Annotated in this window: 13 protein-coding genes; 6 read left to right on the top strand and 7 right to left on the bottom strand. The window is 49.0% G+C overall.

Annotated elements, in window-relative coordinates:
• Positions 1-82: 82 nt before the first annotated feature.
• Both tgt and ACN0YH_RS05165 read right to left on the bottom strand, forming a co-directional pair.
• On the bottom strand, positions 83-1,201 hold the full coding sequence (gene tgt / locus ACN0YH_RS05160; RefSeq protein ID WP_417378490.1) for a tRNA guanosine(34) transglycosylase Tgt: 1,119 nt from the start codon (positions 1,199-1,201) through the stop codon (positions 83-85).
• Between the two features lie 54 nt (positions 1,202-1,255).
• Complete coding sequence (locus ACN0YH_RS05165; protein ID WP_417378491.1) at positions 1,256-2,293, bottom strand: type II secretion system F family protein; 1,038 nt, start codon at positions 2,291-2,293, stop codon at positions 1,256-1,258.
• Between the two features lie 194 nt (positions 2,294-2,487).
• On the opposite strand from ACN0YH_RS05165, the gene ACN0YH_RS05170 reads away from it, so the two are divergent.
• Positions 2,488-3,285 carry an enoyl-ACP reductase FabI gene (locus tag ACN0YH_RS05170; RefSeq protein WP_417378492.1) on the top strand — a complete coding sequence of 266 codons (798 nt, stop codon included), beginning with the start codon at positions 2,488-2,490 and terminating at the stop codon, positions 3,283-3,285.
• A gap of 100 nt (positions 3,286-3,385) precedes the next feature.
• Here the strand turns inward: ACN0YH_RS05170 and ACN0YH_RS05175 are convergent, their stop codons facing one another.
• Entirely contained in the window at positions 3,386-4,009 is a 624-nt protein-coding gene (locus tag ACN0YH_RS05175; protein WP_417378493.1) for an EF-hand domain-containing protein, read from the bottom strand.
• Positions 4,010-4,295: 286 nt separating this feature from the next.
• Here ACN0YH_RS05175 and ACN0YH_RS05180 point away from each other — a divergent pair, with 286 nt between their 5' ends.
• Positions 4,296-5,399 carry a glycosyltransferase family 9 protein gene (locus ACN0YH_RS05180; RefSeq protein ID WP_417378494.1) on the top strand — a complete coding sequence of 368 codons (1,104 nt, stop codon included), beginning with the start codon at positions 4,296-4,298 and terminating at the stop codon, positions 5,397-5,399.
• Between the two features lie 13 nt (positions 5,400-5,412).
• Here the strand turns inward: ACN0YH_RS05180 and ACN0YH_RS05185 are convergent, their stop codons facing one another.
• The 4 genes from ACN0YH_RS05185 to ACN0YH_RS05200 form a co-directional block, all read right to left on the bottom strand.
• Positions 5,413-7,110, bottom strand: a complete 1,698-nt coding sequence (locus ACN0YH_RS05185) for a serine/threonine-protein kinase (protein WP_417378495.1) — start codon at positions 7,108-7,110, stop codon at positions 5,413-5,415.
• Between the two features lie 54 nt (positions 7,111-7,164).
• On the bottom strand, positions 7,165-7,776 hold the full coding sequence (locus ACN0YH_RS05190) for a sigma-70 family RNA polymerase sigma factor (RefSeq protein ID WP_417378496.1): 612 nt from the start codon (positions 7,774-7,776) through the stop codon (positions 7,165-7,167).
• Positions 7,777-7,852: 76 nt separating this feature from the next.
• On the bottom strand, positions 7,853-8,722 hold the full coding sequence (locus ACN0YH_RS05195) for a rhomboid family intramembrane serine protease (RefSeq protein ID WP_417378497.1): 870 nt from the start codon (positions 8,720-8,722) through the stop codon (positions 7,853-7,855).
• A gap of 107 nt (positions 8,723-8,829) precedes the next feature.
• Positions 8,830-9,699 carry a hypothetical protein gene (locus ACN0YH_RS05200; RefSeq protein WP_417378498.1) on the bottom strand — a complete coding sequence of 290 codons (870 nt, stop codon included), beginning with the start codon at positions 9,697-9,699 and terminating at the stop codon, positions 8,830-8,832.
• Between the two features lie 720 nt (positions 9,700-10,419).
• Between ACN0YH_RS05200 and ACN0YH_RS05205 the strand changes: the two genes are divergently transcribed.
• The 4 genes from ACN0YH_RS05205 to ACN0YH_RS05220 all read left to right on the top strand — a co-directional run bounded on the left by ACN0YH_RS05205 (position 10,420) and on the right by ACN0YH_RS05220 (position 13,330).
• Positions 10,420-10,869, top strand: a complete 450-nt coding sequence (locus ACN0YH_RS05205) for a YkgJ family cysteine cluster protein (RefSeq protein WP_417378499.1) — start codon at positions 10,420-10,422, stop codon at positions 10,867-10,869.
• An 83-nt stretch (positions 10,870-10,952) separates the two neighbouring features.
• On the top strand, positions 10,953-12,275 hold the full coding sequence (gene hisS, locus ACN0YH_RS05210) for a histidine--tRNA ligase (RefSeq protein ID WP_417378500.1): 1,323 nt from the start codon (positions 10,953-10,955) through the stop codon (positions 12,273-12,275).
• 145 nt (positions 12,276-12,420) lie between these two features.
• The gene (locus ACN0YH_RS05215) at positions 12,421-12,936 is read left to right on the top strand and encodes an HYExAFE family protein (protein ID WP_417378501.1); all 516 of its coding nucleotides are present in this window, start codon (positions 12,421-12,423) and stop codon (positions 12,934-12,936) included.
• 196 nt (positions 12,937-13,132) lie between these two features.
• Complete coding sequence (locus ACN0YH_RS05220) at positions 13,133-13,330, top strand: hypothetical protein (RefSeq protein WP_417378502.1); 198 nt, start codon at positions 13,133-13,135, stop codon at positions 13,328-13,330.
• Positions 13,331-13,425: the final 95 nt, after the last annotated feature.

A 13,425-nucleotide genomic window follows, 5' to 3' on the forward strand; every position in this document is an offset into this window, starting at 1 on the left:
CAGAATTCTGCCGTCGCATTAAATGATTTGGCCCAAACCTAAACAATTTCAGGAGTTATCCTGAAATAAAGTAAGCTGTATCTTAGAAAGATGCGTTCCAGCGGGCAAGGTGAACCGCCCGAAACTCCTCAACTTGATCATTGAGAATCGCCTGTCGTAAGTCTCGGAGTAATTTCTGGTAAAAGGCGATGTTATGCAAGGAGATCAAAATAGGGCCCAGCATCTCCCGCGACATGAATAAATGCCGCAAATAAGCCCGGCTGTAATCACGCGAACCCGGAGAATCAATCTCGGGATCCAGCGGACTGGGGTCTCGGGCGTGTTTCTGATTTCGTAAATTGACCCTCCCCTCGCTGGTAAATGCCATACCGTTTCTGCCATTCCGGGTAGGCATTACGCAGTCAAACAGGTCAACTCCCCTGATTATAGCCTCAATCAGGTCTGAAGGGCGTCCCACCCCCATCAGGTACCGGGGCTTGGCGACAGGTAGCATTGGAGTGGTAAAATCGAGCGTGGAGTACATATCCTCAGGCTTTTCGCCGACACTCAACCCACCAATCGCGTAGCCGGGAAACTCCAGAGGCAGTAAACCCTCTGCTGAACGTTCCCGCATTTTCTGATCCGTCCCCCCCTGAACAATTCCAAACAGTGCCTGATCATCGCGTTTTTGTGCGTCACGACAGCGGGCAGCCCACTTGGTAGTACGGTCGACTGCATCCTGCATTTTTTCCGGTGGTACATCATGTGGCGGACACTCATCCAGGCACATAATGCAGTCCGCTCCCAGTTGCTCCTGGATTTTCACTGCTTTTTCAGGCGAAAGCTCAAACAGACTTCCATCGATATGAGAACGAAATACAACCTGCTGGTCATCCATTTTCGTCAGTTGTGCCAGACTGAATACCTGAAAACCACCACTGTCCGTCAGAATGGGTCCGTCCCAGTTCATGAATTCATGCAGTCCCCCCATCTCAGCGACGATGTCTGCACCGGGACGCAGAGCTAAATGATACGTATTGGCTAACACCTGCTGGGTCCCCACCTGTTTTAACTGTTCCGGCAGCAATCCTTTGACCGATGCCAGCGTACCTACGGGCATAAAAGCAGGAGTATCCACAATTCCGTGGGGAGTATGCCAACGCCCCGCGCGGGCAGCAGTTTTAGAATCCGTATGGATCAGTTCAAAGTGAAAATCAGACACGGGAATTTTTCTGTTTGCTAGAAGATTCGAATCAATTCGCAGCTCAGATAGCCATTAAACCTGTCTGAGAGCATCATTCAATATCCCCAGATACCAGAAAGCGATGCGGAAGACAACAAAGATGATGAATGCGGCTACCAGAGCCCAGACCAGCCAGCCAAACACAGCCGCCAACGCCGTCAGACTCCTCTGAGCATCCTGCTGAAATTGCGGGCTCAATCTCTCCAGAGTTTCCGGCACCGTCCCTGATGTTTCCCCGACATCAACCATATGGATGTATTCTTCTGTAAACAATCGGGTTTCCGCCAGAGCATCTGCCAGATGCTCACCATCATTGATGGCTGCATTGACCTGGGGAATGGCTGCGATAAAGGCACCATTGCCCGTGGCTTTCAGACTGGCCTCCAGCGAATCCAGAATATTCATTCCCGCCTGCTGTGTTAGTGCAAATGCCCAGGAAAACCGGGCGATGGCAAATGAACGCATGCAGTTACCCAGTACAGGAATTTTCAGAAACAGGCTGTGAAAGTAGCGTTTCCCCCCAAACATCCGGTCCAGAATCTGGTACAAAACATAAAGCGCAAACAGCGAACCAAACGTGCATGTCAGCCAGATCATCGCGCCAGAAGGTCCGGATAACCCCAGCCCCAGAATATCGATCGGAGCGCCTCCCTGAGCAATTAATCCCAGGATCAGGATCATCAGCGCGATGACCAGCAGAGCCACAACAAACTGAAATACCGGCCAGGCAATCATCCGCAGGAAATTTTTTCGCATCTGTACCAGGTTATCATAATGATCCGCCAGTGCCTTCAATACCTCAGGCAGCCCACCACTCTGCTCGGCCACACTGACCATATTCACCAGCAGTTCTGGATAATAATCCCCCTGTTTCTGCAGGGCAGCGGTCACTTCATTGCCTGATTTGAGTTCAATTACAATATCATTCAGAGACTGCTGCAGACGATGATCACCCAGTTTTTTTCCAGCCAGCTGAAATGACTTGATGATCGAGACTCCCGATTCCAGCATCGTACTTAACGATCGACACAGCAGTGACAGGGATTTGAGTGAGGCACGTGACTTGAACATGGAAGTGACCTTCAGCGAGCAGAAATGAATCTGACGGGGTTCTCATAACAGATGAAAGTATTTTCATTATTGCGAATCAGGACTTATCTGAGAGTGACAATCCCTTTCACATTGCGAAAAAAAAGAAAATTTGTCAGAGTGAACCCTCATTGATTCGGGTTTTGTTTAGATATATCGCTCTCTGGAAGAAGTAAATGGATTTTTTGCAACTGGCTAGCAAACGGATACTGGTTTTTGGAGTCGCCAACCGAAAAAGCGTGGCCTTTCAAACCGGTAAATTGCTGGAACAGGCAGGGGCAGAAGTTATTTATGTAGTGCGTTCTGAAGCACGTAAAGAATCCCTTGCAAAACTGTTGCCACACGCACCGATTTATGTGTGTGACGTCGAATACCAGGAACAGATAGACCACCTGGCAACACAAATCAGCCAGAAATATGATGTCATTCACGGACTGGTACACTCGATTGCGTTTGCCGACTATTCAGCGGGCTGGCTTCCGTTTCATGAAACTCCGCGTACCGCGTTTCTACAGGCAGTCGACATTTCCTGCTTTTCCTTAACCGCACTCTCCAATGCTTTCAAAGATCTGCTCGACCCGGAGCAGGGGAGTGTCGTGACAATTTCCATCTCCACGACACGGATGGCTGCAGAGAATTATGGCTACATGGCTCCTGTGAAAGCTGCCCTGGATTCATCAATCTGCTTCCTGGCAAAGTCGTTTTCCAACTTCTCACAAGTACGATTCAATGCAGTCTGTCCAGGCTTACTCAAAACATCCGCTTCTGCCGGCATCCCGGGATATGTTGACAGTTATCTGTTTGCAGAAAAAGCCACACTGCGGAAATCAGCCGTCCAGACCAGCGAAGTCGCCGATACGGTTGCTTTTCTACTCAGCCCACGATCCTCAGGGATTAATTCGCAGGGCATCGTCATTGATGCGGGCATGGGCACGAATTATTTTGATAACGAAATCGTTTCCGAAGAGGCTTGAAGAATCAAACTAAAAAAGCCGACTGAATATAACTTCAGTCGGCTTTTCCGTTCACATCACTGTTTCGTCAGTGGAACCACAGTCATGTTTGACGAGCAGATTAGTTTGACTTCTTCTTTTTTCCGCCGGCACCTTTAGGACCTTTTCCGGCACCTTTGTTGCCACGGTTTTTTGACATAGCGGCTCTGGCTGCCTGACGTTCTGTTTCATCAAGCTTGCCATCTCCGTTTTTATCAAACTTTTTAATCATCTCTTCCCGATTCATACCCCGTCGCCCCCCCATCGATTTGCGGGCTTCCTGACGTTCCGCTTCACTCAACTTTCCGTCACCGTCTTTATCAAACTTCTTGACCATTTCTTCGCGAGTCATCCGCGGTCCATTTTGTCCCATTTTTCCACGTGCAGCCTGAGCTGCCTTGCGTTCGTTTTCATCCAGCTTCCCATCCCCATTCTTGTCGAATTTTTTAAGCATCTCTTCCCGGTTGAACCCCGGTTTTCCTTTGCCGCCAGGACCTTTTTCTCCTTTGTTTCCACGGGCTTCTCGTGCCGCAGATCGTTCTGCTTCACTCAGCTTTCCGTCACCGTCTTTGTCAAACTTTTTGAGTATTTCTTCACGATTTGGCCGCTCCCCTTTTTTTCCCTCTGCTGCCTGTAAGCCGGAGATTCCGGAAAAACTGACAGCTCCCAGAACAAAAGCAGTTACCAATACTGGTTTGACATTCATCAACGTATCTCCTCAAGTTAAAAACAGGCAGAATCAGGTTTCTGCAGTAGATTCCTTTTACATCAGATCAAACTCATATAACGCACTTAGGTTTCGCAGTTTCTCAAAAAACAGCTGACTTTTACAATTTCAGTTTAAATATACCCTGTACATTTCTCGGGTGAAGAGAGCAGAGCATGAAAGCTGATCTTGCCTCATTTCCGCTTCTGCCTGTATGATGCCGCCCCTGTTGGCTTTGGTTCTGTTTCTCTATTACCTGTAAAAATCAATTGATCAATTTATATCGATGAGTTCACAGCACAAAACGTTATCTCAAATAAACCAGATTGAAGTCAGCCGCATCTGCCTCATCAAACCCAGCGCATTGGGAGATGTCGTTCAGACCCTCCCCATCCTGCCGGTTCTCAAAGCAAGATTTCCCGATGCTCAGATCTCCTGGGTGATTCGTGACAGCTTCGCAAATCTGCTGGAAGCGCATCCGCAGATTGACGAAGTCATCCCTTTCAGCAGACGCAGTTCCGTCCCTTATTGGTGGGGGTTTCTGAAAGATCTGAAAAAGCGACAGTTTGACCTCGTTCTCGATCTGCAGGGATTGATGAGAACCGGAGTCATGACTGCTGCCACACGCGCCCGCTGGCGCATCGGAATTGAAGCAGCCCGTGAAGGCTCTCACCTGGCTTATAATATGACCATTCCCGAAACGAGTCGCTTTGTTCCAGCTTATCAGAAATACTGGAATGTGGCAGACGCTTTCGGGTCAGGAAAAACCAGCCGGGAAACAAGCATTTTCATCAGCGATGAGGACAAAGCCTGGGCGCGGAAAACCCTTTCTGCCGGAGAACAATCCTGCCCGACACTGGCCATCCATGCCGGAGCGCAATGGATTACCAAACGCTGGCCACCCGAAAGCTTCGCCGCCGTCGGTGCCAAAGCGATCCGCCACTTTCGCTGCAATATTGTCCTGATTGGTACTGCCGACGAACGTCCGTTGACCAGCCAGATCGAACAGTTGCTACATAAATTTGTACCAACTGGCCGTGTACTCAATCTGGCAGGGCAGACGAGCCTGAAGCAGTTAGCCGCAGTATTGATGGAAACAGATTACTTACTCACCAATGATTCCGGTCCAATGCACCTGGCCGCCGGACTGGGAACTCCCGTCACGGGAATCTTTACCTGCACTAGTGCACTACGCTCGGGACCTCCAGGTGACCAGCACGAACTTGTCTCTACGAATGTTGATTGCGCAGCGAGTTACCAGAAACGCTGCCCCAAACGGGGTCCACAGAATTTATGCTGCATGGATGAACTGGAAGTTACACGTGCCTGGCAGGCACTATATCGCCTGATCACGCGCCAGTCTGCACAGCGGGATTCCAGCGCCGCCTGAACTGAGCACAATATCATCGTTCAGGTCGTCTCAGTTCATAATAGCGGCTGAGTACTCTGACCCGATAGATCTGGTAAGCGGTAATCAGTCCCAGAATTGCCAGTACCATGCTGTAAATCACAGGATACTGCCAAAGTTCTGCCAGTTCAGGTCTGACCAGTACCAGTACTGTGACCGCCAGCAGAGAAAGCACCGTGGTAAACAGCACCAGTCGCACATAGAAAAACAGGCCGGCCGAAACGATCAACATGGGATATCCGATTAATAATATTCCGATTGGCGCATCTGCTAGAATCAGCAAACCGGTTAAGAGTGAGACATCAGCTGCGGACCAGCAGTAACGGACTTTAGTCTTGTTTTTCAGCTGATCCAGTCCCCATTGAAAAAATAGAGCCAGAATGGCCCAGAGCGCGAACAGCGTCATGATCTTCAGATGATAATTGAAATCAACCCCTTGAGTTGAATACACGGTTTGAATAATTCCGCTCGCCAGCAATATCGCAGATAATCGTGAAACCAGGGCCGGCTGTCTGCGGAACCAGCGCTGGAACTGCTGTTTGAAGTTTGCAGGCTGTGCCTGAACGGGCTCCCCCGTGATAAACCGTTCCAGATCATCCGCCAGCTCCTGAGCAGTCTGGTAGCGTGAAGCAGGGTCCTTCTCCAGACACTTCAGGCAGATCAGCTCCAGGGGCTCAGGGATGGTCGGATTCTGTATACGAGGCAGGGGAGGCTCCCCTTCAATCACCGCCACCAGGGATTCCAGAGGACTCTGTTGTTTAAAAGGGGAGACCCCCGTCAGCAGCTCATACAAAATGATTCCCAGGCTGAATATATCACTGCGTGATGATATTTCACCCAACTGACCTGCCGCCTGCTCCGGCGACATGTAACCGGGCGTACCGATTATCATCCCGCTCTGGGTCCGCGCCTCTCGTTCATCAACAATCTTCTGGGGCTCAAATATTTTGGCAAGCCCAAAATCAGTAACGTAGGCAACCCCCAGTTCATCAATCAGGATGTTAGAAGGTTTCAGATCACGATGGACAATCTCTTTGGAATGCAGGTAATCCACGGCTTTCGCAACCTGCTGCATCAGAGAGGCAGTCTGGTAATAATCCGGCCCGGCAGCGTGATTCAGGAAATCTGGCCGGGTATTCGCCAATGAACCTCCTGGAATAAAATCCATCGTGAAGTAATGCTGCCCCAGGTGCTGACCGACTTCATGGATCGAAATAATATTAGCGTGCTGTAACCGTCCCGCCGCCCGAGCCTCCTGGTAAAATCGACGGACCTCTTCCTCTGATGCAAACTGATGACTTAAGATCGTCTTTAAGGCAACGATCCGGTTCAGATCTTTCTGACGGGCTTTATAGACAATGCCCATACCGCCACGTCCCAACTCTTCCAGCAGTTCATAGTTGCCAAATTCTGTCACCTGACCAGTAGCAGTCCGATGTGAATCAGCGTTCGCATGGAGCAGGGTAGCGTCATCAGGCCCTAATGACTCAGATCCCGGAGGTTCTGGGGCCTGATCGCGATCTTCTCTGCAGGGAGCCAGTTGCTCCAGTGAATCCAGACATGCCATCAGAGGCCTTAATTCCGGATTGACAGCCTGTAAACTATGACAACTTTCCTGATCACTGTTTTGCAGATAGTCCACATATTGATTCAGCACTTTAATCACGGACTCAGAAGATTGATCCTGTTCCATACTCACAGTTTTGCACTCTCTCTAATCCGTCTGTTCCAGAATATGATTTCTGCTTTAACGATGCTCCAGACGCTCCTGTAACTGGTTTAATGCTCTAAGCCAGAGCATCTGGACGGCCCCCGGACTGCGATTCATTCTTTCTGCGACCTGTTTAAACGAAAGCCGTTGCAGATTCCGTAACATAATCACTTCCTGATAATCTTCCGGTAATTCAGAGACCGCATCCGCCATCAGAATCTCCTGCTCACGATTCAACAGGATACGACTGGGAGTTTCCATTGGATCTTTTAACTCCCATTTTTGAGCAGTCGACTGGGCACCAGCAGTTCCATGCTGATCTAGTGAAAACTCACGCTTCACATCACGCTTGGCTGCCCCCTGGTATTTTCTGGCAAAATCCAGAGTATTATGCTTCAGAATGCCCCGCAACCAGCCAAGCCATTCTGCTTCAGTCTCCCCCTGGAACTGCTCGAGCCCCTGATGCGCTTCCAGCAGGGTCTGCTGTACCAGGTCTGAGGCATCGACCTTTGTACGCATCCAGCCTTCAATTTGTGCCCGGGCAATCAGTGAGATATAGGCGCGGCATTTCGACAGCAATTCATTTTCAGCGCTCCGATCACCGGCACGCGTGCGTTGAATCAGCTCTTGAAATTGGGATTGCGACATATTTGATTCCCGGACTCCACTTTGACTGTGATCGCCGACCGTTTAACCAGATAGCAAGCAAATCGCCTCTTGCCCCTCACCTCTTCTTGTACTTATTGCTGGCCTCTTTGAGCAGAGCCCGTTCCTGATCGGTCAGATTTGCCTCTCCTTCGCGACTGATCTTTTCCAGAATTGCATCCACTCGCTCATCGAGGCTTGCCTTGGAAAGGTGAGTATCTTCTTCTGTATACACCCGGAGTTTCTTTTTCCTGGCGGAGCGGTTCACCTGGAATCGACTCCATTTACTGTCGAACAGCTGAGTCAGATTCCAGCCATAATATTTATAAGCCACCCCGAAAGCGGCTCCCCCCAGGTGAGCAAAGTGCGCAACAGCATCTCCCCCGGGGTTAATAAAGCCGAACAGGTCCACAGCAGCATACAACACTGCCAGCCAGCGCAATTCGATGGGTATCACAAAAAACAGCAGAACCGTCATGCGGGGAAAGTACATGGCCGTTAGAAAGACAACAGCCATCACCCCACCGGAGGCACCAATGACCGGATTGGGACTGATACCAATATGACACAGGCCACTGATCACGATTGCGGCCAGATAAAAGGTCAGAAACTCACGGGATCCCAGAATGGGTTCTACCGCTCGGCCAAACATCCAGAGCACAAACATATTGAAAACAATATGCGTCAGGGGCTGTAGCGCGTGACAGAATCCATAAGTCAACACACGCCAGATCTGGAAACTGGAAAAAATCGATTCACGATCGAGCGCCAGATAGTTGAGGATTGTAGACGAGCCCCGGCCATCTGCTGTGGCAAACTCAACGAGAAAGACGGCAATGTTTGCAATCAATATATACTTGATGGCCCAGCCACCAGAAGAGGCTCCAAATGAGCGGTAATTCCCCCCACCACTTTCATGCCGCAGGTAATCCCGGCTCTCAATCCCCATTGCCCAACTTATCCTTATTTGTCAGTTCGTAATTCCGGGCGCCTAAAGACGAGGCGCCTGCCATCCATGCTGGTGTGGAGTGAAGTCGTCCCCACTCATCTGTGAGATCATGATTTGGGTTTTGGTAGCTGATTGCTGAGTTTGCTCACTTCATCAATCAGTTGCAATTGCTTCTGGTAGACCTTAATCAGATCACGTCGCAATTGATCTGTTTCTGCAAATTCCTGGTTTCGTTCCTGTTCTTCTTCTTCAAGACCAGCAACCAGTCCTTTACGAAGTTCGACAGGCAGGAGCTCGTCTTGCGGGGCAGTGTCAGAACCGATCAGTTCACTCACCCGGGCTTCCAGCCGCTCTTTCGCTGCGGCCAACAGACGATTCAAATCCTGTAAATGATCCTGCTTTAACTTATATTGCTCTTCGCTTTGTACCAGTTCATCCCGCAGACTTCTCAGTGTATTCACATAATTCAGAGGCACCAGTTCTCTCAACCGCCAGCTTCCATTTTTCCAGGTAGCCACTTCTCCCGGCAGGGGAGGATTCACAAGTACCAGTGAATCTCGACTATTGGGAGCGAAACGAAAGGTTCCGACAAAGCTGGATCCGCCTGGTTTACCAGCATCAGGCTGGAACGCATAAAAAACCTGTGCCGCTGCTGCTTCGGGTGACATGTCGCCCCCCAGCTGCTGGTTGCCATTCAGACGTACCCCAATCTCTCCCGCTGGTGAAGACGCAACGTTCACTTCCACATCCCAATATCGATCCCAGCCCAGCATGGTCCGGGTGAGTTCGCTCAGGAGTTCTTTACGCTCTTTTTCTCTGGCATCAATTTCAGCCGTGTTCTTCTGAATCTGGGCCTTGTTCTTCTCAACAACTTTAAGCCAGCTTCCACGGACATCCAGCATCTTGGATGTCAGCAGTACTGCTCCCACTGTTGCAATGGCGACAAACCAGACCAGGATTACTCCGGATTTATGCATCTGTATTAAACCTTGATGGAATCAGACGAGATTCTCTCTCGTAATCTTGTTTTAAATCTTAAAATACTTAAGTTCGTTATATTCAATCGCTTTTCGCAGTTTCTAAATCACCGCACGATCTACCAAGTTACCTGTAGCGATACCCTGTTTCTAACATCGACGCTCAGGAACTGGAGATCGAAAATAAATCGTCTGGTATCAATTATTCGCACAGATCGTAAAGAGATCCATCCAGAGGAACTGGAAAGCGGCAAAAAGTCAATCAGGACTTTTATTTAATGATAAGTCCCTGTGTAAATCAGGGTCAAGCAGAAACCGAGATTATACTACTTCTCCTGGCTGGATAATCAATAAAACCGCTACAAATCGATCAAAAACTTTGTGGGGGAAAACATCAACTGTAATCTCTGCTGAACAGTTTCCTGAAAACGAGACCGAAAGACTGTTTGAATTCATCCACTTTCTATCCCTTGTTTCCGTGCAATCTGCGCTCGAATGACTTATAAAACATTCTGATTATAAACTGGTTCAGAATAACTGCTTCCATAATATTTCCGTATTTCTTATTGTTGCGTTTTATCAGGCACTGATTACTCTATCAAAAGTAAACAGTGCAGAACGTTTCAAGTGTATGAACAGTGTTTTTTAATAGGCGATCTTAAAAACAGGCGGATTTCCCCTGTTTTCTGTAATCAAACTCTTCACCAGGGGTAATGAAACATGTCAACAGTGACAGTCAGACGGACAGAACTCAAACCGGGCGAAGTTTTGTGCAGTTATTGCACAGCCCGCTGCTGTCGATATTTTGCACTGCCGATTGAGACTCCCGAAACCTGGGAAGATTACGACCACATGCGCTGGTACGTCATGCATGGAAGCTGTGCAATTTTTGTCGATGAGGATGTCTGGTTCCTGATGGTCTACGGCGACTGTAAATACCTGCTGGATGATTATCGCTGTGGAAATTATGAAGATCGACCGAAAATCTGTCGTTCCTATACAACAGATGAATGCGAATACGACAATGATGGTACATACGACCGACTGTTCGAAACCCCAGAACAGATCTGGGAATACGCTCACGCGGTCCTGCCACCTAAAAAGAAGAAAAAGAAGAAAAATTCTGCTACTGAAGCGTCTCATCAGAAGCTTCCGATTGTCCATGTTTAGCTGAATAACTGAAATCAATCGTATTCTCATATTCCATTAAGGCAGTAATCAGATCCGCTGCCATCCAACCCGGTAGAACGACAGTGAAAAAAGAACTAATTGAACCAAGGACTCTCAAAGGGTTCCGAGATTACCTCCCCGCGGCGATGATTCCCCGTGAACAACTGATTGAAACAGCCAAGTCAGTCTACCGCAGTTATGGTTTCAGCCCGATCGACACACCAGCACTGGAATACACCGAAATCCTGACAGGGAAAGGGGGAGCCGAATCAGACAAACAAATGTTTCGCTTCACTCATGGAAAACGCGATGTCGCCATGCGATTTGACCTGACCGTACCCTTTGCCCGTTTTGCTGCACAGAATATCGGCGAACTGGGTACCCCGTTCAAACGTTATCATGTCGGCACAGTCTGGCGTGGTGAACGTCCTCAAAAAGGCCGCTACCGCGAGTTCGTCCAATGTGATTTTGATACCATCGGAACCACCTCAAACTCTGCCGATATTGAAACCCTGTTCATCATTCATGACCTGATGGTAAAAATCGGCTTCTCTGATTTTACGATTCACATCAACAATCGCAAAATTTTAAACGGTCTGCTGGAAAGCCTGGGACTCCAGTCACGTTCAGCTGAAGTACTGAGAGCTCTCGACAAGCTGCCTAAAATCGGTGCAGACGCAGTTATCAAAGAAATGCAGGAGCAGGGGAACCTCACTCAACAACAGGCAGAAAAAGTAATTTTCCTGACAACTGTCGAAGGGTCAACTGAGGACATTCTGAGTTCGCTCGAGAAACAACTGGCCGGTAATGAGTGTGGAGAGCAGGGGGTTGCCTATTTGCGGGAAGTCTTTGACGCCGTCGATAAAGCAGGCATCGTCAGCGAACGAATCGTCCTGGACCCCTCGATTGCCCGTGGTCTGGATTACTACACGGGAACGATTTACGAAACATTTCTGAACCAGCTCCCTGAGATCGGCAGTGTCTGTTCGGGTGGCCGTTACGATAACCTCGCAGAACTGTTTACAACCCAACAGCTGCCAGGTGTGGGAGCCAGCCTGGGTCTGGACCGACTGCTGGCCGCCATGCAGGAGCTGAACCTGCTGGACGAGGTTTCTACGCCCGCTCCGATTCTGGTCACACAGATGGATGCAAAATATACTCCTGACTATCTCAGACTTGCCAGGGATCTCAGGATGTATGGCTTCAATGTCGAAGTTTATCCGGACACGAAAGCCATCAAAAAGCAGTTCAAATATGCCAATCGACATGGTTTCAAGATCGTGATCGTCGCCGGAGATGAGGAATTTGAAAAACAGGAATGGCAGGTGAAAGATATGCAGACCGGAACTCAGACAGCCGTCCGCAAAGAAGAGCTGCTGGAACTCATCAGGCGGGTACTGGTGTAGTCCCCGTTATAATGACTTCTGTCAGATTTCATCGGAACTGCCGTTGATATTATCTCTCCAAGTATAGATACTTACAGTACCTCGCATTCCTGCTCACAAACGAACAGATCGCTTGTCTATACTCATACTCGGGAAGATAAGACGCATGGTACTTCGTAGAAATCATTATGATGCTGCGTTCGAAGCATACCTCCGCTCCCAAAAAATTCCCTATGTGGCGGTGGATGAGAAACGAAGAGCGCTCGCCAAAGACGCATCCATTAAGTCACTCGATTTTATCGTCTATGCCAGCGAGGGCCCGAATCTCCTGATTGATGTCAAAGGCCGAACCGAAATCTCGCCCAATCAGAATCAGAGCCGCCGCTGGGAAAACTGGGCCACTCTGGAAGATATTCAGGGACTCCAGCAATGGCAGGAACTGTTTGGGAAGGGCTTTGTCTCAGGTTTTGTATTCGCTTACCAGCTCCCGGAGAACTCTATCTCAAACAGTCTGGAAAAACTGTTTGAATTTCGGGGAAGCCTTTATGCGTTTTATCTGGTTAACATCGATGAATATCGACTGAAAATGAAACCCCGTTCACAAAGCTGGCAAACAGTCTTCCTGCATCAGCAGGATTTCCATGAACTGCGAAAGCCCGTTGACGCCATTATTCAAGCCTGAAAAAGTCCAACTCCTTTGAAAATCAGTACCGTATCTGGATATCAACATTTGAAAACCTGCTGGATTCACCCCTGTTTTTATCAGGAATTGCCTTTTCTGGATGCAGGAAGCCGGGTCTGTTGCTACAATCCTTTGTAAGTAACATGTTAACCCCAAGCCGAGTTTTAAATCAATGGTTATGAAGAGAAATCAAAACATGCCCGGACGCTTCTGTCGATTCTGCGTAACAACAGGCGTTTTACTGGCTTCTACCGGAACTGTGCTTGCCCAGGAAGAAACTCGTCAGAGTGGCCTGGTACAGACATCTCAGACTTCCGTCGTCGAATACATCCTGGTGGCGGCCCTGGTCGGGCTGGCCTTATTTGCGATCTGCCGTACGAGCCATCGAGTCTGATGAATCCGATGCGCTCCTGTCTGTTGAACTGAACTCAGTTCCTGAGTGCATCTCCTTTAACAAAAGTATCCTTTATTTCCTTGTGGTCCCCATAC

Origin of the sequence: Gimesia sp. (assembly GCF_048262075.1) — a bacterium.
GTDB lineage: Bacteria > Planctomycetota > Planctomycetia > Planctomycetales > Planctomycetaceae > Gimesia.

What these genes read in the sequence shown, in the direction of transcription:
- ACN0YH_RS05165 (WP_417378491.1), bottom strand. Translation starts at nt 2,293, where the DNA reads ATGTTCAAGTCACGTGCCTCACTCAAATCCCTGTCACTGCTGTGTCGA.
- ACN0YH_RS05170 (WP_417378492.1), top strand. Translation starts at nt 2,488, where the DNA reads ATGGATTTTTTGCAACTGGCTAGCAAACGGATACTGGTTTTTGGAGTC.
- ACN0YH_RS05175 (WP_417378493.1), bottom strand. Translation starts at nt 4,009, where the DNA reads ATGAATGTCAAACCAGTATTGGTAACTGCTTTTGTTCTGGGAGCTGTC.
- ACN0YH_RS05180 (WP_417378494.1), top strand. Translation starts at nt 4,296, where the DNA reads ATGAGTTCACAGCACAAAACGTTATCTCAAATAAACCAGATTGAAGTC.
- ACN0YH_RS05185 (WP_417378495.1), bottom strand. Translation starts at nt 7,110, where the DNA reads ATGGAACAGGATCAATCTTCTGAGTCCGTGATTAAAGTGCTGAATCAA.
- ACN0YH_RS05190 (WP_417378496.1), bottom strand. Translation starts at nt 7,776, where the DNA reads ATGTCGCAATCCCAATTTCAAGAGCTGATTCAACGCACGCGTGCCGGT.
- ACN0YH_RS05195 (WP_417378497.1), bottom strand. Translation starts at nt 8,722, where the DNA reads ATGGGGATTGAGAGCCGGGATTACCTGCGGCATGAAAGTGGTGGGGGG.
- ACN0YH_RS05200 (WP_417378498.1), bottom strand. Translation starts at nt 9,699, where the DNA reads ATGCATAAATCCGGAGTAATCCTGGTCTGGTTTGTCGCCATTGCAACA.
- ACN0YH_RS05205 (WP_417378499.1), top strand. Translation starts at nt 10,420, where the DNA reads ATGTCAACAGTGACAGTCAGACGGACAGAACTCAAACCGGGCGAAGTT.
- ACN0YH_RS05215 (WP_417378501.1), top strand. Translation starts at nt 12,421, where the DNA reads ATGGTACTTCGTAGAAATCATTATGATGCTGCGTTCGAAGCATACCTC.
- ACN0YH_RS05220 (WP_417378502.1), top strand. Translation starts at nt 13,133, where the DNA reads ATGCCCGGACGCTTCTGTCGATTCTGCGTAACAACAGGCGTTTTACTG.